18 protein-coding genes are annotated in these 25177 nt (G+C 40.6%); 12 read left to right on the top strand and 6 right to left on the bottom strand.

Annotation, left to right across the window (positions count from 1 at the left end):
* Positions 1-3280 (bottom strand): S-layer family protein (locus AB669_RS09575; protein ID WP_197082388.1); only part of this gene is annotated, 3280 nt, incomplete at its 3' end.
* A gap of 584 nt (positions 3281-3864) precedes the next feature.
* Positions 3865-6624, bottom strand: coding sequence for a DUF5695 domain-containing protein (locus AB669_RS09580; RefSeq protein ID WP_047799105.1), 2760 nt, complete (start codon positions 6622-6624; stop codon positions 3865-3867).
* A gap of 528 nt (positions 6625-7152) precedes the next feature.
* On the opposite strand from AB669_RS09580, the gene AB669_RS09585 reads away from it, so the two are divergent.
* From AB669_RS09585 to AB669_RS09595, 3 genes are all read left to right on the top strand, one after another.
* On the top strand, positions 7153-8277 hold the full coding sequence (locus tag AB669_RS09585; protein ID WP_047799535.1) for an AI-2E family transporter: 1125 nt from the start codon (positions 7153-7155) through the stop codon (positions 8275-8277).
* A gap of 17 nt (positions 8278-8294) precedes the next feature.
* Positions 8295-8816, top strand: a complete 522-nt coding sequence (locus AB669_RS09590; protein WP_047799106.1) for a hypothetical protein — start codon at positions 8295-8297, stop codon at positions 8814-8816.
* Between the two features lie 69 nt (positions 8817-8885).
* Entirely contained in the window at positions 8886-9086 is a 201-nt protein-coding gene (locus tag AB669_RS09595; protein WP_047799107.1) for a hypothetical protein, read from the top strand.
* A gap of 98 nt (positions 9087-9184) precedes the next feature.
* On the opposite strand, the gene argS is transcribed toward AB669_RS09595, so the two are convergent.
* Positions 9185-10957: an arginine--tRNA ligase gene (gene argS / locus AB669_RS09600; RefSeq protein ID WP_047799108.1), complete on the bottom strand. Its 1773-nt coding sequence runs from the start codon at positions 10955-10957 to the stop codon at positions 9185-9187.
* 145 nt (positions 10958-11102) lie between these two features.
* Between argS and AB669_RS09605 the strand changes: the two genes are divergently transcribed.
* The 3 genes from AB669_RS09605 to AB669_RS09615 all read left to right on the top strand — a co-directional run bounded on the left by AB669_RS09605 (position 11103) and on the right by AB669_RS09615 (position 14114).
* Positions 11103-12551 (top strand): arginine deiminase family protein, encoded by a 1449-nt coding sequence (locus tag AB669_RS09605; protein ID WP_047799109.1) that lies wholly within the window; start codon positions 11103-11105, stop codon positions 12549-12551.
* A 10-nt stretch (positions 12552-12561) separates the two neighbouring features.
* Entirely contained in the window at positions 12562-13473 is a 912-nt protein-coding gene (ctlX, locus tag AB669_RS09610; RefSeq protein ID WP_047799110.1) for a citrulline utilization hydrolase CtlX, read from the top strand.
* Between the two features lie 62 nt (positions 13474-13535).
* Positions 13536-14114, top strand: a complete 579-nt coding sequence (locus AB669_RS09615) for an alkylphosphonate utilization protein (protein ID WP_047799111.1) — start codon at positions 13536-13538, stop codon at positions 14112-14114.
* Positions 14115-14215: 101 nt separating this feature from the next.
* Here the strand turns inward: AB669_RS09615 and AB669_RS09620 are convergent, their stop codons facing one another.
* A complete protein-coding gene (locus tag AB669_RS09620) occupies positions 14216-14449 on the bottom strand; it encodes a hypothetical protein (RefSeq protein WP_047799112.1) in 234 nt (77 codons plus the stop codon).
* 190 nt (positions 14450-14639) lie between these two features.
* Here AB669_RS09620 and AB669_RS09625 point away from each other — a divergent pair, with 190 nt between their 5' ends.
* Both AB669_RS09625 and AB669_RS09630 read left to right on the top strand, forming a co-directional pair.
* The gene (locus AB669_RS09625; protein ID WP_047799113.1) at positions 14640-16028 is read left to right on the top strand and encodes an arginine decarboxylase; all 1389 of its coding nucleotides are present in this window, start codon (positions 14640-14642) and stop codon (positions 16026-16028) included.
* Between the two features lie 143 nt (positions 16029-16171).
* On the top strand, positions 16172-17068 hold the full coding sequence (locus tag AB669_RS09630) for a DUF72 domain-containing protein (RefSeq protein WP_047799114.1): 897 nt from the start codon (positions 16172-16174) through the stop codon (positions 17066-17068).
* A 45-nt stretch (positions 17069-17113) separates the two neighbouring features.
* Here the strand turns inward: AB669_RS09630 and AB669_RS09635 are convergent, their stop codons facing one another.
* Together AB669_RS09635 and AB669_RS09640 are read right to left on the bottom strand one after the other, a co-directional pair.
* Entirely contained in the window at positions 17114-18316 is a 1203-nt protein-coding gene (locus AB669_RS09635; RefSeq protein ID WP_047799536.1) for an MFS transporter, read from the bottom strand.
* A gap of 109 nt (positions 18317-18425) precedes the next feature.
* Entirely contained in the window at positions 18426-18923 is a 498-nt protein-coding gene (locus AB669_RS09640; RefSeq protein WP_047799115.1) for a DUF1579 domain-containing protein, read from the bottom strand.
* Between the two features lie 125 nt (positions 18924-19048).
* On the opposite strand from AB669_RS09640, the gene AB669_RS09645 reads away from it, so the two are divergent.
* From AB669_RS09645 to AB669_RS09660, 4 genes are all read left to right on the top strand, one after another.
* Positions 19049-20752, top strand: a complete 1704-nt coding sequence (locus AB669_RS09645) for an ABC transporter ATP-binding protein (RefSeq protein WP_047799116.1) — start codon at positions 19049-19051, stop codon at positions 20750-20752.
* Entirely contained in the window at positions 20733-21785 is a 1053-nt protein-coding gene (locus AB669_RS09650) for an exo-alpha-sialidase (RefSeq protein ID WP_082120642.1), read from the top strand. Before AB669_RS09645 ends, AB669_RS09650 begins: the two co-directional genes overlap by 20 nt.
* Positions 21786-21880: 95 nt before the next feature.
* The gene (gene rnr / locus AB669_RS09655; RefSeq protein ID WP_047799117.1) at positions 21881-24013 is read left to right on the top strand and encodes a ribonuclease R; all 2133 of its coding nucleotides are present in this window, start codon (positions 21881-21883) and stop codon (positions 24011-24013) included.
* Between the two features lie 44 nt (positions 24014-24057).
* The gene (locus tag AB669_RS09660) at positions 24058-25032 is read left to right on the top strand and encodes a polyprenyl synthetase family protein (RefSeq protein WP_047799538.1); all 975 of its coding nucleotides are present in this window, start codon (positions 24058-24060) and stop codon (positions 25030-25032) included.
* Positions 25033-25177: the final 145 nt, after the last annotated feature.

A 25177-nucleotide genomic window follows, 5' to 3' on the forward strand; every position in this document is an offset into this window, starting at 1 on the left:
CTTGAGTTAAAGTATGGGATGCGGTAAGTGTAATGCTCGCACCCGGAGCCAGACTAGAAACAGGAGAACCCGCAACAATTGCATTGGCATCGGTAACTACCAAATTGCTTAAGGTGACATTACCGGTATTTTTAATAACCAGGTTATATTTTAAAACACCTCCTGCAACCGACGGAATGGCTCCATCAATCGTTTTGACTAATGTTACACCCGGTAAAATAGAAATATTAACATTTGCGCTTGCAGTTTGAGCAGTTGGAAGTTCAGTAGTGTTAACACTGGCCACATTACTAATTTGTCCGCTTGCAGCAGTCGGGTTGCCATTGCTATTCAGATCACTTTGGAGCACTGTATAAGAACCTGTGTAAGTCCAGACTTCGTTCTTTTCCAGAATCTGATCTGTATTGCCGCCTGTTTTCGCAGGATTTGACAAAACACCACCAAGTAAAGCATCTGTAACGACAACATTATTTTGATTTGAATTCCCGGTATTTTTAACAACTATCGTATAAGGAATTACATCTCCAGCCTGGCTAACAGAAACCAACGGTGTTGTTTTGGTGATATTCAACGAAGAACAAACAGGTATAGTTGTGGTGATCGTAAATGCATTACCAACGCACCCTCCGGCAGCCGTGGAAGTTGGAGTAACAGTATAAATAATAGTCTGAATGGCATTGCTCTTATTTATCAGCGTCTGACTAATGCTGTTGCCTGAACCGGCAGATGCACCTGCTACTTCTGCATTGTTGTTTACCGTCCATGTGAAAGCTGAAGGCACACTGTTTCCACCTTTACCTGTGTTATTCAGATTTGATGTTTGGATATTATAGTTAAGAACGCCATCACATGCTAAAGTAACGGCATCGCTGAAACCTTGCGGGCTTGGATAAATGGTTGCTTTTACTGCGGTTCTTACTGCACTTTCACAGCCATTTAACGTTTGCGTAGCATAATAGGTCGAACCATTTACCAGGGTGGTAGATGAAGCCAAAGCTGTTCCGTTAGCTGATGCAGAATACCATTTAACTGCTGTACCTGCCGCAACAAGATTAGCCACAGTAGCATGCTCAATCTCACAGAAAGTCTGATCTGATGCCGTTGGCGCTGCCGTTTTAGTGACCATTATTGTTACTTGCGATGTAGCCGGCAAACATGGGGTAATTTGTCCGACACTACTCACTGTAAAAGTTCCTGAGGCGGTAGGCGTTCCACTTATGATCAGCTTTTTGGCTACAACATCATTAACAGCAATCAATCCAGCCGGAAGAGTCGTGTAACTCACATCCGTGGCCGATCCTCCCCACGCAAATTCAATAGGCGTAATCGCGGTAGTCTCGCAAACTGTCTGGTTAACGTTTCCTGTCGTTGTTAATGTAGCCGAAGGATTGATATTTACACTTGCACTAACTGATGCCGGAGAACAGGTTGAGGATTGACCAAGAGTTGATACGGAATAGGTTCCACTGGTTGTTGGTGTACCACTAACAGTTAACACTTTGCCGTTTTTAGATGCAGTTAAACCCGCAGGTAATGTAGTATAGGAAACATCAGTTGCACTACCACCCCAGGTATAGGTTGAGCTTATCGATGTGCCTGCACAAACCGTTTGATTTTCGCCCGATGCCACTAATGTTGGCGCTTCATTTATTGTTATCGCTCCTGCTAAACTCACAGCATTACAGGGTGAAGTTTGTCCCGTTGTAGAAACCGTATAAGTTCCACTTGCAGTTGGGATACCGCTTACAGTTAAAACCTTCCCACTTTTTGTTGCACTTAGCCCAGCAGGCAAAGCTGAATAAGAAACATCAGTTGCTCCGCCACCCCACGTAAAGGTTGAACTAATTGCCATTCCGGCACATACATTCTGTGTATTTCCACTTGCTGTAAGTGTTGGCGCCTGATTTACCGTTACATTATAAGTGGAGGATTTCGGACCATTGGACCCATGGGCTATCGCAGTCACCGTCGCTGTTCCATAGAAGTCAGATGCCCAGGTTACTGTGGCCGTCGCTGTGCCCACATTTGACGCAGTTGTCATTGGCGAGGTGACTACCGTTCCTGCAGTATTTGGACTTACTGCAAAAGCCATAGAGGTGGCAAAAGCAGAACTTGCGGTATATGTATTCGCACCTGCTCCCTGACAGCGGATATTGTTTCCTGAAGTAAAAACAGGAGCCGCAACATCAGGGGCTATATTGATGGTTACGATAGCATCGTCGCACGTAAGCGTGCCATTAATAGTAGTACAAATGGAGTAAGTAAATGTATCCTGTCCGTAATATCCGGCGGCCGGCGTATAGGTTAACGTTCCATTAGCGTTCTTCACAATTGTACCGTGTGCTGATGAGGTAGGTACTGTATAAGACGACAATGAGGCTTGATTGTTAGGAATGTCATTATTTAGCACATCAATAACTATTGGCACGCCTAATGTTGTGGCCGCCAGATCGTCATTTGCCGTCACCAGCGTAATGAACTTTGTATTAAACGCCAGAAAAGCTGGATCGCTGCTGCCCCCTAGCTTATAACGCAGAACAAGCGGTTTCTGATAATTAAAGGAAGTGATCCCAAAAGCACTGGCATCGGCAGCCCATATCCGAATAGGTCTGTCTGTCTTAATAAATCCTGGCTGTATAACGCCAGTATTGGGGTTATAAAAATCCGGAAGCCAGTTACCCATGGATGATATTGCAGATTGATCTATACTAATTTTGTTCCCAACCAAAACACCATTAGCATCCTCAAAATACACTTCATCCAAAGCACCGGTCGCCTGAGCAACCTGCGTAATTACAATATCAGGAATACCGTCCCCTATCTGAGAATCATCAGCAATCGCACCGAAATTGAAACTCAAAGGCTGTGCAGTAGAAGGAATGTTTGTGATACATGAGCCCATATCCAATCCCCTGATTCCTCTTGTCAATATCTGGGATACTGTGACAGGAACAGAATATGGGTACACTCCTCCGTTATCTACGCCATCTTCCAGCTGACCTAGCCCTACAAAGTTCGATGCTGTACCTGGCAAGGGAATGTCTTTCACAGGAAATGCCTGATAGCTTCCAGCTGTAAAACTTATTTTTGTTGCAAGTAGTAAATCGTTAACTCCGGTAGAATAATTTACACCATTCCACTTAAAGCCCAGCAGGTTATGCTTATTATCCGGTTGCACTGAATTAATCGCACCAACCGCAGACGTCCAGTACCCTTTGTAATCTGTGTATAAAGCAGTTGCACCATATTGCGCAGCAACTTCCGACCGCTCGAATACCATGAGCGATAAAAACAAGGTGATAACTTTAAAAAAATTGGATGATTGGTTTTTACAGCGTTTAAATTTATTCATTACTTCCTACCGGAAAGATTCCTTATATATAAAAAAAAAGACGTTACTAATAATACCAGATCAACTCATATGCATGCCAGACCATAAGTTTTGCCAGATTTCAACCATTCTACTATACACTGATAGTGAATATGTTCAGACAAGACATGGATTCAGGGGCTACATATAGGGGGACAAAAGTATATTTTACAATCAGGCAATGAATATCTCTTAACAAGCATTTCAAAAGCACATAAATACACTCTTTTCTGTATTACCAATACTACAAAGTAAATAAATAATGGTCTTATTTTTAAACGTGGTGGTGGGCACTGCGGACTTGCAACGTAATTATTTGATAATAATCAACAACTTTTAGTTCACAACTCATGTCCGTGGACAAAACAAACAGTTAAATGGTATTGCTTCGGAGTGAAGCGAATCACCTGATAATTTCAAAACCGTTCACGATGTTGCCGGTTCATCGTGTACATTTTGATGCAAGGCAGTATAGTTGGAAGTCGCGCGCTCTGCTAGGGCTTTCCTATAGTTACAGTTAAACTACCACTTGAATTTAGCGGGACATCATAAGCACCACGAGCAGATAGCTTTTGATTAAAGATCATGTAACGATCTGACGAATTCTCATCAACCGCCTGTTTAATCCTCAAGAGTGCCTTTGGGGTATTTTTTGTAGCGATGCCCAATTTTAAACTGACAGTTTTGGTTACCGCATTGTAGGTCGCCATTTCAATAGTACCTGCATCGGATGTAATCCATAATCCGACAGGAGCAATAAATACCGCAGATTTAGCTGATGTAGTAAGAACGACACTGATGTCGTTGTCCTTCTGTATAATATTTCCTCCAAATGATAACCAGCCGAATTCATCGTGATTGATGAGGTAGGTTGCGGTGTTAACGGCATAACCAAAAAATCCGGATCCATAATCTCCTGAAATGCCATCATTCTCTAAAGTAGACGGGTAAGCATGAAATGCAGCAGGCGCGAAACCTTCTTGTGTTATATTCGAGATAGCCCCCAGCAAGCCTGCATAGCCTGCTCGTAAGAGATAAAAATCAGCGGGATTTTTTCGGTAATCGGTTAATACAGGAATCGCATTAAGTGCCGATCCATAGTGATGGATCATCCGCTCCACCCGTTGTAATTTTCCGCCATAAAGAAAATCCCAATACCTCCGGGCATTTCCATTGTAAGCCCAGTGTGGCACAACAGGCATATAGGCCAATATTGCATCTAGTGTAACTTTCGCCTTATCCTGGTAGCCAAAATAATCCGACCACATGTACACTTCCTCCTGCCCTGTCGAATCCCAGGGCATTTCACTACCAAACGGATATTCCAACGACCGCCAGTGATCGGCCCTTGCTTTCATTACTTTCTCAAGCTTTGCTGCCTCTTCCAGCATCCCCTCATTTTTCAGGTCATTCAGAATCAGGTAAAATACCGTTCCTTCCATTTGGCCAAACTGTGCATAGTAAGGTGCAATAGTTACCATAGCCAAACCTGTTTCTGCAGCATCAATTAAATGTTGCTTCCAGCTGTTTGCATCCACCAAACCTTGATAGTTTCTGGCCAGGCGATACATTACCCAATGGGCAGCCGCGACATGCGGGTAGTTATAAGATCGCTCCAGGTTGTCCGCTTCCTTTTTAGGCCATGCCGACCAGGTTTTGAAATTCAATGAATTTGAATACGTTCCTTTAGGAAGAGAGTCTGGCGCATAATAAAATAAGCTTTTCCGTACCCCATATTTTTTAGGCCCTTCTTTAAGCTGAATTCTGCCAAACATTACCGTGTCCACAAAAGTCTTCAGTTTGTCAACCTCCGTTTGATCAGGCCTAACCAATTGTTTCATGATTGCGCCTAACCACGATCCCGCACCGCCTTCATCACTTAGGCCAGCAATCCATGCCCGGTTATCTTGTCTAACCTGTTCCTTTTTTTCATTGTCATAGGTAATTACAGATGGGCTACGTTTAAAAATTGAATCTGGTTCACTAAACCATTGTTTCGTAGTCAAAAAATGGCCATAGCTATTGATCACATCCTCTTCAGATTCGATAACCTTATAGCTGATCGTCTGTGTCAAACCGTCCCGATAGGTAACCGATAATCTTGCTCTGCCCCATGTCAACCCTTTCAACTGATAAGCTTTCCATCCGCTTTTGGTGGTTGGCAATGCTTTGATCTCAATAGCTTTATCAGGAAAAACGCTGATGGCTCGTACCTCCTTGGGGTATTTCAGAAAAAGCTTTCCATTTACATTTTTAGGCAGCACATAACCTGGTACAGAAATCGCTACCGGCTTATGAAGCTGAATCAATCGTGGCTCGGTGTCCTTTGCACTTCCTGAAACCACAAGCTGCAACGCATAATTTTTGGTTTCACCTGGCTTGATTACGGCTGATGTAGGGATGTTCCACGGGTTTGCATTTTTCCACTCATTTTCCGCAAATGCTTTACTGTGTACCATCCATTCGTAAAATCCTTCAAAGGCAATGCCCCGGGGTGTTTTATCGTCGTTTAATGGATTATAGGCTTCAAAGGGAGTATTCTTTACCGGAATTACCAACAATGAAGGGGCTTGTCCGCTCAACCGGGTAACTTGCAAATAGCCGGCATCGTTTCCGATGTAAGGATCATAAAATACATTATTGGCATGGGTCTGCTCCAGCGTTCTCCCTTCCAGGATATTGTCAAAGATCATCGGAATACCAAGCGCACCGATCTCTACAAAACGTTCTGTTTTATTTTTGATCTGAAAGCGGAGCACCAGCTGGCCACTTTTCATCTCCCAAATTCTGGTGATCTGCAGGGGAATATCGGCTGGAAGCGTTGCATCTAAATTAGCCGCAACGATTGTCTTTGGAAGTACAACATTTCTTACCGGATGTCTTTTAGCTGCCGTACTATAACTTTTCCAGGCGCTCTCGCCCGAAAAACGTAATCTTAAGTTAATATCGCCGAGATGATAAAGTCCATCGCTACTTCGCACCTTTAAACTATCAGCAGGTATAAAATCGAAATTCCTGGTCGATTTAGGTTGCAAACCCGCCACAGTCTGTGAAGAATTTACCAATCTTAACGTTAAAGCGCCAGCATCAAATGTCGAAATGCCCTTCTCCAAACCTAACGTTGATGGCTGTTTAGATAGTTTTTGCCAGGGTGATTGAGCAAAAGCCATTGCGCTAAACAATCCGCTGATGAATAAGATTAAGGCAATATTTCTATTCAATCTGATTACGCAGGGTAAATAAATGTTCTTCATAAATCATGGTTTGCAGTGCCGCACCTTCCATAAAAGTAGGCTTAAAATATCAAATGCGCCAATTTCGTAATCTACGGGTGAAAAAATGAGAAGAATGGGATTATATCAGATCAAATTCAACATCAAAAAAATAGAATAAGGGAGCAACCGAACATGGAATCATGCCCGCCGCTGGAAATTAACTGATAAGGAATGACGACTATTCCACTTTGTTATCTTGTGGCAACGATACAAAAACCTTTTCAGATCCTTTATTTGCAGGTGCCATTTGATAGAACAGAAACCAATAAGTAAATATCATGATCAGCAAACCTAAAAGCAGATTATAAATATCTTTATTTTTCATAACAGCTTCGTTACAAAAACGATGCCGATAAAAGCATTGAATTGAAATTGTTTTAAAAAAATGTAAATGATTTTATTCCTGTAAATAATAGAGGGTTTCATCTATCCAAAATGTGTGCAAACACCCATATTAAAAACATTTCTGAGCATAATGTGTTTACAACGAATCAGAATAAGCTTTTTATGAATAACAATTTACCCCTTACCGTTAAGCGCACAATAGAACTTATCGGGCTAATGGCACTGGTGACTGTACTCGTTATAGGTCGAGACATTATCATGCCTATGTTGATGGCTTTTTTCATCAGCATCATGCTGCTCCCGATCTACCGGTTTCTGAAAAAAAGAAAATTTCCCGAGTCTCTGTCTATTATACTGCCTATTTTGCTGGTTGCAATTTTTGTAGCACTAATCGTGTGGTTTTTTTCAAATCAGATTGGTGTACTGGTGAAAGATTTCCCACAAATCAAGGCAAATGTAACCCAGCATATCAATTCGCTAAGTGATTGGATCAGCAGGATTACCAAATACAATAGTGCCGACCAAAAAGCCTTTATACAAGATAAAAGTGATGACCTGATGAACATGGGAACCTCGCTTGCTGGTGGTGCAGCCGTTACATTAAGCGGAATTTTTGTTTTCATCGGTCTTTTACCGATTTACATTTATCTAATGCTGTTCTATAAAGACATTCTTTTGAGGTTCATATTTATGTGGTTCAAAACCGATCATCACCCGAAAGTGAAAGAAGCAATCTTTGAAACCGAATCAATCATTAAAAGTTACCTTCTGGGACTTTTGATTCAAATCACATATATGACTATTCTTCTTGGTGGAATTCTGATGCTGATTGGTATTGAACATGCATTATTAATTGGAGTGATCTTCGCTATGCTCAACCTGATCCCTTATGTGGGTGCGTTAATTGGCAATATAATCGGCGTATTATTAACCCTCGCATCGTCACAGGAAATTGCACCTGTCCTGTATGTACTGGGCGTAATTGCTTTGGTTCAGTTTCTCGACAACAATATTCTAATGCCGAGGATTGTCGGATCTAAAGTTAAAATCAACGCCTTGTTCGCCATCCTTGGTGTGTTTATTGGCGGAACTGTTGCAGGCGTTTCAGGAATGTTCCTTGCATTACCAGTTATTGCTGTTTTGAAGATTATCTTCGATCGTACAGATATGTTCAAACAATGGGGTGTTCTGCTGGGCGATGAAAGACCGGCGAAAAGTCCGATGACATTTTCCAGCTTCAGGAAAAAGAAGCCGGTACCTGTTAAAAGCGGTATTGAAAACGAATAATTAACAAGTTATATATTATGAAAAAAACATATCTAATTTTAAGCACCATTGCAATTTTGCTTTCCGCATGCGGCTCAGATGATAAAAACAAAGTTAACGAAAGTGATACTACGCTTTTATCTGAAAAAACCAGCGCGGCAATAAAAGCTGATCCGGTTACCGGTAAACTCAGATTAAACGGTGAAGCTAAACTTGGTCAGCCCATTAGCATAAAATTCTCAGTATATAATAATACTGATACTGTGGTCAAATTCTGTAAATGGCATACGCCTTTCGAGAAATTGTTAAGTAAATACCTTGATGTTGCATTTGAAGACCATACTGACATTAGTTACCTGGGGCCGATGGCCAAGAGAATGATGCCCCCACCTGCTGAAAGCTACACATCTTTGAAAAAAGGTGACAGTACAAGCACAGATTTCAATCTTGCAGATGGATATGCCATTACAAAAGCTGGTTCCTATACCATCAAATATAACGCAGCAACTGTTAGCGGCATAGTAGTGCCTGACAGCTTGAAAATCAATGTAGTAAATTAATCTTTATGTAATGTAATTAAAACCATTTACATGCATCCAATGTTGAGTTAATATATAAAAACGAAAAACATGGGACTATTAAAAACAGCTATATTAGGTGCTGCAGTATATGCAGGGTTTAAATACGTAACCAAAAAAGATCCGGTTACTGGAAAATCAATCGTTGATGATCTCAAAGATAAAGCTCCGGAATGGAAGGAAAAAGCTAACAATTACAAACGTGAATTCGAGACTAAGATTTCGTACGCAAAAGATGATCTGGGTATTTAAACCGCTCGCATGGGAATAAAAAAGGTCGCCGTTGTAAAAACCAACGGCGACCTTTATATTTTTATTCAGGCATGGCAAACCTTAAATATCCAGCTGGCCTACATCCGTTCCGGCGATATGATTCCCAATATCAACATACCGGAATTAATGATATCAGCAGTTTTTTTGCAAAGGTTTAAACGAAACTGTTTTGCTTCACCTGCCTCAGTTTTCACAATTGGTGGAACTTCATGGTAGAATTTATTGAACAATTTAGCAAGTTCGTATAAATAATTTGCCAAACTTGCAGGACTATAAGCCTTCGCAGCGATGGCAATCTCAGCCGGATATTTGGCCAATTGCAAAATCATTTCAAGCTCCACATCAGAAATACCAGCAAAGCCAGAATCATTAACAGAAAACCGGTAATCCGCTTTTGCTAATAAAGATTTTATCCTGGCATGCGTATACTGAATAAATGGACCAGTATTGCCTTGAAAATCAATACTCTCCGCCGGATTAAACAATAACCGCTTTTTAGGTTCCACCTTTAAAAGGAAATACTTCAAAGCACCTAAACCAATATTCTTATAAAGTGCTTCCTTATCTTCTTCTGCAAAATCATTTGTTTTACCCAATTCCTCAGTTTTTTCCCTGGCAGTAGCAACCATGCTTTCAATCAGCTCATCAGCATCCACTACAGTTCCTTCACGGCTTTTCATTTTACCATTTGGCAAATCAACCATGCCATAAGATAAGTGATATAAACCTTTAGCCCAACTTTTACCCAGCTTCTCCAGAATGAGGAACAATACCTTAAAGTGGTAATCCTGCTCGTTACCTACCACATAAATCGACTCGTCCATATTGAAATCATCGTGTTTCATTTCTGCAGTACCTAAATCCTGCGTAATGTAAACCGACGTTCCGTCTGCACGTAACACCAGCTTCTGGTCTAAGCCATCTTCAGTTAAATCTATCCAAACAGAACCATCTTCTTTTTTAAAGAAAACACCTTTTGCCAAACCTTCTTCAACGGTACCTTTCCCAAGTAAATAAGTGTTACTCTCATAGTAAAACTTATCAAAATCAACACCGAGGTTTTTATACGTCACATTGAAACCAGCATAAACCCATTCATTCATGGTTTTCCAAAGGGAAACCACTTCTTCATCCCCCTGCTCCCATTTCAAAAGCATTTGCTGAGCCTCTTTAATCAGTGGTGCATTCTTTTTTGCTTCTTCCTCTGTTTGTCCTTCAGCTTTTAATCCGTCAATTTCTTTTTTGTATTCTTTATCGAAGATTACATAGTATTTACCAACCAGATGGTCGCCTTTTAAGCCTGAGCTATCAGGTGTTTCACCATTGCCCCATTTCTGCCAGGCTAGCATAGACTTGCAGATATGGATTCCCCGGTCGTTTACCAGATTAACTTTAACAACATCATATCCGTAAGCTTTTAACAATTCTGACACCGAATAACCCAGAAGGTTATTCCTAACATGCCCCAAATGCAGCGGTTTGTTGGTATTTGGCGAAGAATACTCAACCATTACCTTTTTACCATTTGAAGGATAAACGCCGAAATCCGGAGACAGAACTTGTTCGTTGAATTGTTTAAGAAAGTAGCTTTCAGCAATACTTAAGTTGAGAAAACCTTTGACCACATTAAACCCGGTAATGTTCTCTACGTTAGTTACCAGATATTCCCCAATTTCGGTTGCCGTTTGCTCAGGCGATTTCTTAGATATTTTAGTAAAGGGGAATACAACAATTGTTGCCTGTCCTTCAAATTCTTTGCGGGTTTCCTGTATATTGATTACACTTTCAGCAACTTCTTCATTATATAGTTCAAAGATTGCCTTCTGTGCTTCAGTAATAATAAAATTCATGGGGTAAAAATAGGGATTAAAGCGGAAAGCTGAAAGACCAAAGCTGAAAGACTCGGGCAATAAAACAATCCCCGTACTTGCTACCTGTTATCCGCCACTTGATACTACATAAAATTCTAATAGCTTTGTAACAACTAACTTATTTATGAGCGAGCAGAATACAGATTTTAAAGTAGGCGTAAACACCGAAATTGGCCGGTTACGTAAATTATTGATTCATAGTCCCGATAGCGGCCTTGGAAAGGTAGTACCTTCTAAGGCGCAAGACTGGCTGTTTGAAGATATTGTACATTTAGATACCATCCGAAAAGGCGAATACGACTACTATATCAAACTGTTAATGTATTTCCTTGATCCCGAAAAAATAAAAGGAAAGCTTGCAAATATCGATTCGGAAGAGGGAAACCGGAATTTCTTCAAACCCAATCATCCTGATTTCCATCATTCGAAATCTGTCATAGAAATTCAGAATCTATTAAGCGAAATGTTGGAAAATGAATCGATCCGGAAAAAATTAGTTGCTGCTGTTTGTGCCATTGAAGGCTGTACCTATAAGGTTCAGATACAGCTTACAAACACAGATCCTAAAGAGCTTGCTGAAATCTTTATATCCGGCACGCTGGCCAATGATACCATGATCTTTGCACCAATTCCAAATCTGATATTTACCCGTGACGTAGGTACAACCATAAATAACCATATTCTTTTAAATAAACCTGCAAAAAAAGCACGGGTCCGCGAAACACTTTTGATGCGTTATATTTTCTTTAATCATCCCCTGTTTGCAAATTATCAGGATAAGGTGCTGGAAATCCCCGACGTAACCATGCATTTCCTGCGCCCGGGTGATGAACCCGCTTTCAGTACCACTTTGGAAGGTGGTGATGTGATGATGGTAAGTCCGAATCATGTGCTCATTGGCTGCAGTGAGCGTACCTCTGAACATGGCGCTAATGAAGCGATAAAACTGCTTTTTGAAAACGATGTGGTAGAAAAGGTCACCGTAGTTAAAATACCGAGTAAACGTGACTATATGCACCTGGATACTGTATTTACACAGGTGAAACGCAATACCTGGGTAATACTGAATTCAATTGCGCACTCACCGAAATATAATCCTTTTGAACCCATTAATTTCTTAAAAGAACCTGAAAAGCTCGAAGCGACCACAGCAATTCAGTTTACCAAAGCTAATCCTCAGGCACCCAAACATTTTGAGCATGTAGAAGCTTTATTGAATGACATCAGTCAGAATGACCTGAAAAGCAATGAGCCAACCAAAATCATCTACAGTGGAAACAATACCTTTCCATATGATTCCAGGGAACAATGGACCGATTCGTGTAACCTTCTCGCAATAAAAGAAGGAGTTGTATTAGGATACGATAGAAACGACAAAACGGTAGAAGCTTTCAAAGCCGCCGGCTTTAATGTTGTTGATGTGAAAGATTTGATCCAGGACTTAGAAGCTGGTAAAGTAGATATCGAAACCATTACGGATACATTAATTTTAATGCCATCAGCAGAACTCTCCCGCGCACGCGGAGGCTTTCACTGTATGAGCTTACCAATATTGAGGGATAATTTAAGTTAAAGAAAACATAATGCAAACAACAAGCCACCTCCTAATGATTCGCCCTGTTGATTTTAAGTTCAACGAGCAAACTGCAGAAAACAATAAATTCCAGGTAGCCTCTCAACACGCTAATGTGCAGGCACAAGCGCTAAAGGAATTTGACAATTTTGCAGAATTATTGAGAAATAACAACGTTGATGTGAAGGTAATTGATGACACGCTCGAACCGGAGACACCTGACTCAATTTTTCCAAATAACTGGGTTTCATTTCACGAAGACGGATCGGTTTATCTTTACCCTATGTTTTCCGAAAACAGAAGACAGGAGCGCAGGCGGGACATCCTGGATGAGTTAAGTAAACAATTTGACATCAAACACGTCAACGATTTAAGTTTTTATGAATTTCAGGAGTCCTATCTTGAAGGAACAGGCAGTATGGTGTTGGATCGGGTAAACAAAATTGCCTACGCCTGCCTAAGCATCAGAACAGATGTAAGTGCGCTGAATAACTTCTGCCAGCTGGCTGAATATAAATCGGTGATTTTCCATGCTGTTGATGGAAGTGGATTTCCGATCTACCATACCAATGTGATGATGTGTCTCGGAGATCGCTTTGCCGTGATCTGCCTTGAATCGATTCCCAATCAGCACGAAAAAAGCTTCTTGAAACAGGTACTGAGCAGTTCAGGTAAAGAAATTATTGAAATTAGCCTTGACCAGATGAATCGTTTTGCAGGCAATATGCTACAGGTTTCGAACAAAGACGGGGAAAGCTTACTGGTGATGTCGGCCCAGGCCTACAATTCACTAAATAATGAAAAGATCCATGCACTTGAAAAATACAGCCGCATCATTTATTCAGCAATAGATACAATCGAAACAAATGGCGGCGGAAGTGCCAGGTGCATGCTAGCAGAGATCCATTTGCCTCAGATGTAAGCAGGATCATTTGCGCTATTCCGATAAGTTTTGCTACTTTCGCCGAAAATCTGAATAGCAATATGTCTTTAGCACAACAACTACAAACACGGTCTGGCAATAAATGCGAGTTGTGTACTTCAACTAATCACTTATCTATTTATGAAGTACCGCCAACGAGCAATCCAAACGCCGACAATAGCATTCTGGTTTGTAATATCTGTTTAAATCAGATTGAAAAAAGAGAACAACTTGATGCCAGTCATTGGAAAGCCTTAACTGAAACGATGTGGTCGGAATTTACGCCCGTACAAGTGGCAGCATGGAGAATGTTAAGTCGTTTAAGAAACGAAGGCTGGGCAGCTGATAGTTTAGATATTCTGTACCTGGATGATGAAACTTTAGAATGGGCAAAGAAAACAGGCGACCACGAGCAGGATGGTACAGTAGAATTCCACCAGGATAGTAATGGAACCCGGTTATACGAGGGAGATACCGTTGTGTTAGTCAAAACACTGGATGTAAAAGGCTCTACCCTCAGTGCGAAGCTGGGTACAGTGGTCAAAAACATCCGACTGGTTCACGATAATACGGAACAAATTGAAGGTAAAGTAGAAGGCCAAACCATCGTAATCCTCACCAAATATTTAAGGAAAGGTTAAAATTCTTAGCTCATTGCGGGTTACAAAACAATCTGTATTAAAAGAGAGATTGCTTCGTACCTCGCAATGATAAACAGTTATTTAACGACACTCGTGTAAATTTACCAAACCGGCGGTGCATAAAAATTCTGGAGGTTTTCACAGTTAAAACCATATCTGGTTAACAGGGAAACCGCATCACCAATTTTATCAACACTCGAGTCGATTCTTAAAATTTTATCTGAATCAGTCAGATCGACACTCCAGGTAGCGCCGGAAAGTAAATTATTCAGGTGCTGAGCAATCTTATTCAGTTCAACTCCTGTTTGAATGTTCGTTTTGAAAATTGAGATCATGATGTAGAATTTAATCGTTTTTGTTAAGGTTTAGAGGGGTAGACGGTTGAGTAGCGGAATTACTTTAAAAAAAATGAAAATAATTAGCAACGCATTTTCCTATGCTCCGTTTCCTTACCGTAAAAATATTTTCAATAAAGATTAATTCTCGATTTAAAATTACATTTTTGCAAAAATTATTAATAACTAAATGCAGAGTTACTCAGAATTTCTCGATCTAAGCGTTGGCTTTCCGCAGGAAGGCTTTGATGTGTTGGATGATGAATTATATTTTCAGGACTTAAACCTGATGGAAATGATTGAAACCTACGGTACTCCCCTACGTTTCACATACTTACCGCTGGTGAGCAAGAAAATTCAGCAAGCGAAGATTCTTTTCCAGACTGCCATATTAAAGAATAATTACCGTGGCGATTACAAGTATTGCTATTGTACCAAAAGCTCGCATTTCAGACACATTGTTGAAGAAGCACTGAAGAACAATATTCACCTTGAAACTTCCTCTGCTTTTGACATGCCAATGGTAGATGCCCTTGAGAAGAAAGGTCACTTAACAAAAGATACCACCATTATCTGTAATGGCTTTAAAACTTATCAGTACAAGCAATATATTATCGATATGTTGCACGACGGTTATAAAAACATCATCCCGGTTTTAGATAATAAGGAAGAATTTAACCTGTATGATGATGAGGTTGAAATGGAAGAACCTTGTAACCTGGGTATCCGGATTGCTGCAGAGGAGCAGCCAGATTCCCAATTCTATACCTCCCGTTTAGGGGTACGTATGGAAGATGTAATCGATTTTTATAATAATAAGATCGTTCACAATCCAAATTTCAAAGTGAAATTACTTCACTTTTTTATCAATTCGGGAATAACCGATTCTCCTTATTACTGGAATGAACTGGAAAAATATGTAACCCTATACTGTAAATTCAAAAAAATCAATCCTGATCTTGATACGCTGGATATTGGTGGAGGTATGCCGTTCAAAGATTCACTGGTATTCGATTTCGATTACGAATACATGGTAAACGAAATCGTGAAACGGATTAAGGAAATCTGTGCTATTCACGATGTAATGGAACCAGATATTATTACTGAATTCGGTAAGTACACTGTGGCAGAAGCCTCCGGAATTTTATATAAAGTATTAGGGCGTAAGCAACAAAACGACCGTGAGCGTTGGTTAATGCTGGATGGTTCTTTCATTACTAATTTACCCGATGTATGGGCATTAAATCAAAAATACATCCTTCTTCCAATCAACAACTGGGATGCTGAATACGAGCGTGTCAATTTAGGTGGTATTACCTGCGATGGTCAGGATTACTATAACCAGGAAGCCCACATGAATAGCGTATTTATGCCTAAAACCCGTAAGGTTCAATACCTGGGTTTCTTTCATACTGGTGCCTATCAAGAGGTATTGAGCGGTTACGGAGGTATTCACCACTGTTTACTTCCAAGTCCGAAACACGTGCTAATCCGCAGGAACCGCGATGAAAGTTTCAACTTCGAGGTTTTCGGAGAAGAGCAAAATAGTAAGCAGGTATTGAAGATTCTGGGTTATTAACCTGGTATAATAAAATTTTAAATCAGAAAGCGCTGGGTAATCACTCAGCGCTTTTTTTGTTCATTGGTCATTATGAGGTACGAAATATTTCTTTGCCGTATTTTCTTTATTAACTTAGCAGACAGTTAAAAAACTACCACATTATGAAATTCGGACAAGTAGAAGACCCTTCCATTATAGATTTCACCCTACCGGCAGATGCGCCGGAAACAGCCGCAATTTTAGCTGCAAATAAACCCAAACAAAAGTTTCACGCATCTGTGGGTTGTGCAAAATGGAACAAAGCTGATTTAAAAGGTTTTTATCCAAAAGGAACCAAAGATGAGTTGACCTATTATTCTACTCAATTCAATTCAGTCGAACTTAACTCTACTTTTTATGGCATGCCAGTGAGCGATCAGGTAATTACCTGGAAAGAAAAAACACCTGCTGACTTCAGGTTTTTCCCCAAATTAACCAATACTATAAGTCATTTCAAAAGGTTAATCAACGTCAAGGAACCTGTTGAACAGTTTTGTGATGCCATCAGCAACTTCGAAGACAAGCTAGGAATGACCTTTCTTCAGCTGCATGATAATTTTAAACCAAAAGATTTTGACCGGTTAAAAATAGTGGTAAACGAATTTCCTAAGGTAATTCCCCTAGGCGTAGAAGTTCGAAACAGAGAGTGGTTCTCCAATACAGCCATCGCAAAAGAGTTTGCCCAGCTATTTGAGGATACTGGCATAGCCAATATCATTGTGGATACTGCCGGACGCAGAGATATGCTCCACATGCGCCTTACCACGCCGACAGCTTTTATACGCTATGTGGGTGCCAATCACGAAAGCGATTATTCCAGATTAGATGAATGGGTAGACCGTATTGTAAGCTGGAAAGAACAAGGACTTCAAAATCTCTATTTCTTTGTTCACCAGAATGTAGAGTTAGCTTCCCCTCTTCTATCTGCCTATTTTATTCAAAAATTAAATAAAGCCATTGGAACAGATTTGAAGATTCCGAAAATGGCTGATGACAAAACCCCACCAACTCTATTTTAAGAATTAAAAAGGTCTTGCGATATTAAAACAGCAAGACCTTTATCATTAGTTAGCCACCTGTAAACGTTGCCGTTTATATAATATAGCGCTGGCCAGGATTAAGCCTAACACCACAACTCCTAAACTAAAAGGGAAAAGATAGTTCATACCAAATCCGGTCGATATTGCACCCAGCAAAGGCCCGGTAATGCCTAAAGAAAGATCAATAAATAGGCCATAATTCCCCAAAGCCGATCCCTGACTGGATGCTGGAACCAATCGAACAGCTTCTACCCCAAGTGCCGGAAAAACAAGAGAAAAACCCAATCCCGCGATTCCTGCACCGATAAAAGTAAACGTCGGATTTACCGACAAGGCAATGATGCCTAACCCGACCACTTCCATGCTTAAGCAGGCAATAGCAGTTTTCATACCACCATACTGATCAATGGCCCTGGCAAAAATTAACCTACCCAAAACAAACATCACACTAAAAATCGACAGGCAGAATACCGCACCGGCCCAGTGTAAATAAGAATAATAGATAGTGATGAAGGTAGAAATCGCTCCAAAACCTATTCCGCCTGCAGCTAAACACAAGCCATAGGGCGTAACCTTTTTTAATACATGCAAAAATGACTGAGGGGCCTCTTTACTCATTCCAATAATATTCAACTTGCTATTCGCATAAGCCAGACCAGCAATACCGATCAGAATAATAAATATGGCAATATACTCAATGCCAAATGCACTACTGATCAGCACGCCTAGAGGAGCACCAGCAGCGAGTGCACCATAATTACCAATTCCGTTGTAACTGATGGCCCTGGCTGTATGTGCCGGGCCCACTTTGAGTATTGCCCAATTGATCGGACTCGCGCCAACCAAACCTTCAGCAAAACCGGTAACCAGTCGCATTATTACTAGAAGTATCAAGCTTAGCATCCTATACTCACTTAAAAAAGCGACAGCTAACAACACCACACCGCTCAGAATAAAACCAGCCATACTCATTAAAACGGCAGGCTTAGGCCCCTTCTTGTCTACAATTTTTCCAGCAAAACCACGAAAGAGAAAAGTCGCAGCATACTGTATACTGATGACTACTCCGGCAACCATTGTGCTATAAGCCAGGTTGGCATGAAGATACTGCGGCAATACCGCTAGTGTTAGTCCAATCGTGAAATAGCCTAAAAAAGTGAAAGCCACATAACTCACGATGGTTAAGTTGATATTTTCGATGACGGATTTTTCGGATTCGGAAGGCATAACAATAATTGAATTGCTAATTTCCTTAAAATCCTGCAATAGTACAGGCTAAAATTAAGAGTTTGACTTTCAAAAAACAGTTAGTGTATATTTAACACGAACCTGCCTGTTATAGCCGTTGATAATCCGCCTCAATCGCTTTCGTTTCTTCCTCTCCCGGCATAATATTATAGGCCGAAAAGATAATATGGTTTTTATCAATAATCTCCAGCTCTGTACGCCAGCCAAAAAGCTGATCGCCATATTCCGGATTTCCCCATGAACCTGTTATGGAAAAACCATTGGCTGTGGCATCCCCGGTGGCCTGCATAATCTGCGTTCCCATATGAAAACTGTCAATCCAGGCGAAAGTGAATTTTTGATAAGGAATATCGAAACCTATTATCATTTTACCTGACAGTGGTTTCCCATTCAGGCTGCTGACGTAGTCATAAGAGATGAAACGACCTTCTAGAATAGCCGAAATTTCAGCTTCAGATGGAGATTCGTCAGCAAGTACATCAGGTTCAAACCAGGTTTTAATAGTCCCAGTCCACTTTCCAACCAAATTATTGAGTCTATGGTGAGCACCATCAATTATTGATTGCTCAAATTTGTTCTTTGCCATATTCAAATATAAAAAATATTGCGTCAATCTTCAGCGAACAAAAATGTAGTACGAACTCTCAAATTCTGTCAAAAAATTAAAGGAATCAATATAATTCCAACAGAAAACATTACAATTGTAATCTGATGCTAAACATTGAAAATTTAAATATCGATTTCTATAACCAGGAAGATAAAACCTGGTTTAAAGCTGTTAAGCGAATCGGTTTCAATATCAAAAAAGGAACTGTTTTAGGCATCGTAGGCGAGTCAGGTTCAGGAAAATCAGTTACATCTTTTTCCATCATGCGTTTGCATGATGAACGTACAACTAAAATTACAGGGGAGATTAAATTTGATGGCATCAACATCCTAAATCTCAGCACCAGCGAGATCCGCCAGATCAGGGGAAATCAGATTTCTATGATTTTCCAGGAACCGATGACCTCTTTAAATCCGGTTTTCACCTGTGGAGAACAGGTTGTAGAGGCCATTATACTACACCAAAAAGTCGACCGACGAACCGCCAAAAGTAAAACCATTGCGCTTTTCGAGGAAGTTCAGTTACCCAGACCCGAAAAAATATTCGACAGCTACCCGCATCAGATATCAGGAGGCCAGAAGCAACGCGTGATGATAGCGATGGCCCTGAGTGCAAATCCAAAACTTTTGATTGCCGATGAGCCCACTACAGCGCTAGACGTTACCGTTCAGAAAACCATTCTTCAGTTATTGTTAAAACTCAAAGAAGAAAGGGATATGGCCATGATATTTATCTCACATGATTTAGGGGTTATTAAGGAGATTGCCGATGATATTGCAGTGATGTACAAAGGGGAAATTGTAGAACAAGGTTCTGCAGCATCGATATTCCAGCACCCGCAACACCCATATACCAAAGGCTTGCTGGCCTGCCGCCCTTCTCCTGCCCTGCAACTAAAAAAACTACCTGTCGTTGCCGATTTTTTAACCGGAAAAATTGAGGATAGCCATGCCCATTTGCAGGCATCAAATCAGTTTACGGCAGAAGAAATCGACCTCCACAGGGCGAAGCTTTATCAACAGGCACCGCTGCTGCAGATCGAAAAATTGTGCACCTGGTACCCAGTAAAAAATGGGTTTTTTGGTAAAGCAACTGATTATGTTAAAGCTGTAGATGAGGTAAGCTTCAATGTCTTTCAGGGTGAAACACTGGGATTAGTCGGAGAATCCGGATGCGGCAAAACCACCCTCGGCAGAACGATACTGAGGCTCATTCAGCCTACATCAGGCGATATTATTTTCAATGGTCAAAACATAACGAGCATTGGTAGTACTTACCTTCGAAAATTACGCAGAGATATACAGATCATCTTTCAGGATCCCTATGCATCTTTAAATCCAAAACTGACAGTCGGACAATCAATTCTGGAACCACTTCAGGTTCATAAAATGTTCAGCAACGATTCAGAACGTAAACAAAAAGTACTTGAACTTTTAAACAAAGTAGGTTTAAAAGCAGAATATTTTAACCGTTATCCACACGAATTTAGTGGTGGCCAACGCCAGCGGATTGTTATTGCGAGGGCATTGGCACTGAAACCAAAATTTATCATTTGCGATGAATCTGTTTCGGCCCTGGATGTATCCGTTCAGGCACAGGTACTCAATCTGCTCCGGGATCTGCAACAGGAATTCGGCCTGACTTACATTTTCATTTCACATGATTTAGCGGTAGTAAAACACATCTCCGACCGGATTCTGGTGATGAACAAAGGGAAAATTGAAGAAGAAGGTTTTCCTGAAGAAATATTTTATGCACCTAAAGCTGCTTACACTAAAAAACTCATCGATGCCATTCCCGCCAGCTAAAAGCTTTACAATCCTGCTTACTACCCTACTGCTCCTTGCTAATTTCAGGTCTGAAGCCCAAAACAAGCTGCAAATCATATCAGACAAATATATTTTTGAACAGGCCCCCTTCGAGGCCTGTCACGCTTCGACTTTGATTGCACTAGATAAGCAAACCCTAATGGCGGCATGGTTTGGTGGTAAACACGAGGGCAGCGATGACGTCTCGATATGGTCATCCGTAAACCGAAAAGGAAAATGGAGCGCACCTGTAGAAATTGCGAACGGTATACAAAATGACACTTTGCGTTTTCCCACCTGGAATCCCGTACTGTTCAAATCAAAAAATGGCATCCTGTATCTCCACTATAAAATTGGTATCAATCCCCGAAGCTGGTGGGCAGTATACAAAACATCGAATGATAACGGAAAAACCTGGTCGCAGGCCACTAAACTGCCGGATGGTTTTCTGGGTCCGATAAAAAATAAACCCGTACAACTCCGCAACGGAGATATCCTTTATCCTTCAAGTACCGAAAGTCAGGATGAAAAAATCTGGAATATTCATATTGAGAAAACCGATGCGGCAGCTAAAAACTGGAAAAAGATCATAATCGATTGCGACACCTTTGGTGTAATTCAACCTTCCATACTCACCTATCCAAATGGCAAACTGCAGCTATTGTGCAGAAGCAGACAAAATGTAATTGTAGAAAGCTGGTCGGCCAATAATGGTGAAACCTGGTCGAAGCTTACAGCAACAAAACTACCTAACCCCAATTCCGGAAGCGATGCCGTTACCCTGCGAGATGGCCGACAACTCCTGATATACAATCCGCTTTCTGCCGGTAAAAACTGGTGGGAAGGCCGTTCGGTATTAAAGCTGGCCATCTCAGATGATGGGAAAAACTGGACTGACATCTATACGCTTGAAAACCACGAAAAAGGTGAATATAGTTATCCTGCAATTATTCAGGATAGCAATGAAGTGATACATTTAAGCTACACTTCCATCAGAAAAAAGATCAAATACCTAAGCTTTAAATTACAATAAATCAATGATCTTATTAGGGGTAACACATTTTCCAATCCCCGGTTTACCTAATCTCCCCATCTTTTCTGTATCTTCGGTAAATTCAGTTTTAGCGTATGGCAAAGAAGAAATCGGCGAATATAAAATTAGTTCTTAATCAATTGGTTAGTGATGTTTTCGAAAAGAATAACAATCAGCCATTAAATTATAAGCAGGTTTCGGCCAAGTTAAACCTAAATGATCAGGAATCAAGAGAAACTATTCTCGAAATATTAAAGGAAGGAAAAGGCACTGGTATTTTCCTTGAGCCTGAAAAAGGTAAGTTTAGATTGAAAGACCTTCAAAACTTTATTATTGGAACGGTTGATATGACAGCAGATGGATCTGCTTACATTGTACCTCAGGATGAATTTGAAAAAGACATATTCGTTGCCCCCAGAAAACTTAAAAATGCACTTCATGGCGACACGGTAAAAGCCTATGTTTTTGCGAAGAAAAGTGGCCGCAAAAATGATGGGGAAGTTGTTGAGATTATCAAACGTGCAAAATCAGACTTTACCGGTGTCATCAAAATATCAGATCGTTTCGCTTTTGTAATCGCTGACGATAAAAAAATGATGCACGACATCTTCGTTCCGCTTGCCGATACACACGAAGCAAAAAGCGGCCAACGGGTATTGGTTTCATTAACCGATTGGCCTGAAGGTGTGAAAAATCCTATTGGTATCGTAAAACATGTTTTAGGAAACCAGGGCGAGAATAACACGGAAATGAACGCGATTCTTGCGCAGTACGGATTTCCACTCGAATTTCCGGCACAGGTAGAGAAGGAAGCAAATGCCATTCCTGAAGAAATACCGGAAGCTGAAATAGCCAAAAGAAAAGACTTTAGAAAGGTTCTCACTTTCACCATAGACCCTGCAGATGCTAAGGATTTTGATGATGCCATTTCATACCAGAAACTTCCGAATGGCAACCATGAAATCGGGGTTCATATTGCTGATGTTTCCCATTACGTATTACAGGGCACAGAACTCGATAAGGAAGCCTACAGTAGGGCAACTTCTGTTTACCTGGTCGACCGGGTAATTCCCATGCTTCCTGAGCGCTTAAGCAATGGTGTATGTTCTCTCCGTCCTCATGAAGATAAACTTTGTTTTGCCGCTGTTTTTGAGCTGGATGAACACGCAAATATCAAGAATGAATGGTATGGCCGTACGGTCATTCATTCAGACAGGCGGTTTAGCTATGAAGAGGCCCAGGAAGTTATTGAAAATAAAGCCGGCGACTATGCAAATGAAATATTAAAATTAAATGAGCTGGCTTATATTCTTCGCGAACGCAAATTTCAGAATGGCGCCATCAGCTTTGAAAGCACAGAAGTAAAATTTAAACTTGATGAAGCAGGAAAACCCATCGGCGTTTATGTTAAAGAGCGTAAGGATGCCCATAAGCTTATTGAAGATTATATGCTATTAGCTAACCGCAAAGTGGCAGAATTTATTGCCACAAAGGTTAAAGGAAAAAACAAACTCACGTTCGTTTACCGGGTGCATGATTCTCCAAACATGGAGACCTTGAATACCTTTGCTACATTTGCTTCCCGCTTTGGCTACAAAATCAATACAAAATCAGATAAGGAAATTGCTAAATCTTTAAACCACCTGATGGCTGATGTTGAAGGCAAGAAGGAACAAAATATCCTTACTTCGCTAGCCATCCGTTCGATGGCAAAAGCGATTTATTCCACCAAAAAGACCAGTCATTATGGCCTAGCCTTTGAATATTATACCCACTTCACCTCTCCTATTCGCCGGTATCCGGATGTAATGGCGCACCGCCTTTTACAAAGTTACTTAAATGGAGAAAAATCAGCTGATGCAGAATTCTACGAAGTGGCGTGTGTTCATTCGTCGGCCATGGAGAAAAGGGCTGCTGATGCAGAAAGGGCTTCAATTAAATATAAACAGGCCGAATATCTCGAAAACAATATCGGAACCGAATACAAGGGAATTATTTCTGGTGTAACCGAATGGGGAATGTATGTGGAAATTGAAGAAAATAAGTGTGAAGGTATGATTCGCCTGCGCGATATTTCCGACGACTTTTATGTATTGGATGAAAAAAATTACTGCATCGTAGGCCAAAGAAAGAAAAAGAAATATCAACTGGGTGATGAAGTGATGATTCGTGTGAAAAAGGTAGATCTTTCTAAACGTCAAATTGATTTTACACTAATTCCTGATTAAAAATTAAGACATTTGTGCCCGAATTCACAATGTTTAAGCAACGCATGCATACAACAGAACAACTACAACAGATTTTAGATACAGCAATACAAAATTTAAAGTTTCCTGATCATCCCAAACAACTTTATGATCCGATTACCTACATCATCAATCTCGGAGGAAAACGTGTTCGTCCGTTGTTGGTTTTGATGGCTACGGAACTATTTGGAAAAGATGCCCATGAAGCCATACATGCGGCAATGGCCATTGAGGTTTTTCACAACTTCACACTTGTGCATGATGATATTATGGACAATGCTCCATTACGCAGGGGAAGACAAACGGTACATGAGAAATGGAGCATCAATACTGCCATTTTAAGTGGCGATGTGATGATGGTGGAAGCCAATAAAAATCTGGCCAAAGTCAACCCAGTTTTTTTAAAGGATGTATTAGACACTTTTAACGCTACTGCACAGGGCGTTTGCGAAGGTCAGCAACTGGATATGGAGTTCGAAGAACGTGATGATGTGAGTATTGATGAATACATCAACATGATTCGTCTAAAAACAGCAGTTCTGCTGGGTGGTGCTTTAAAGCTTGGAGCCATTATAGCCGGTGCATCAGAAAAAGAAGCTGATTTGATCTATCAGTTTGGAGAAAATATCGGCATAGCATTTCAATTACAGGACGACATTCTGGATGTGTATGCTGACCCTGAAAAATTCGGGAAACAAGTTGGTGGCGACATCATTGCCAACAAAAAGACTTTCTTATTGTTAAAAGCATTTGAACTGGCAGAGGGAGATGTCAAAGAATCATTGGATACCTGGACCACCTATAAAGAGTTTGATATTAAAGAAAAAGTTGAAACAGTAAGGCAGGTGTACGACACTTTAGATATTCAGAATATCGCCAAAGAAAGTATGAACCGTTATTTAGACAAAGCTTTAAATGTTTTTCAGCAAATTTCGGCAAGTGAAGAAAGGAAATCAAACCTGCTTACTCTGACCAATCAGTTAATGGCAAGGGAATACTAACATCCATTTTGATAAATAGCACCAAAAATAAAAGACTGTCCCTTTAGAGACAGTCTTTATTGTTATTACTTGTTGGGTTAAGCTTGTGTGAGTTTATATTTAATTCAGAAACAAGAAATTTATTTCGCGAAACACATCCCCTTCG

Origin of the sequence: Pedobacter sp. BMA (genome assembly GCF_001027745.1) — a bacterium.
In the GTDB taxonomy this organism is placed as follows: Bacteria; Bacteroidota; Bacteroidia; order Sphingobacteriales; family Sphingobacteriaceae; genus Pedobacter.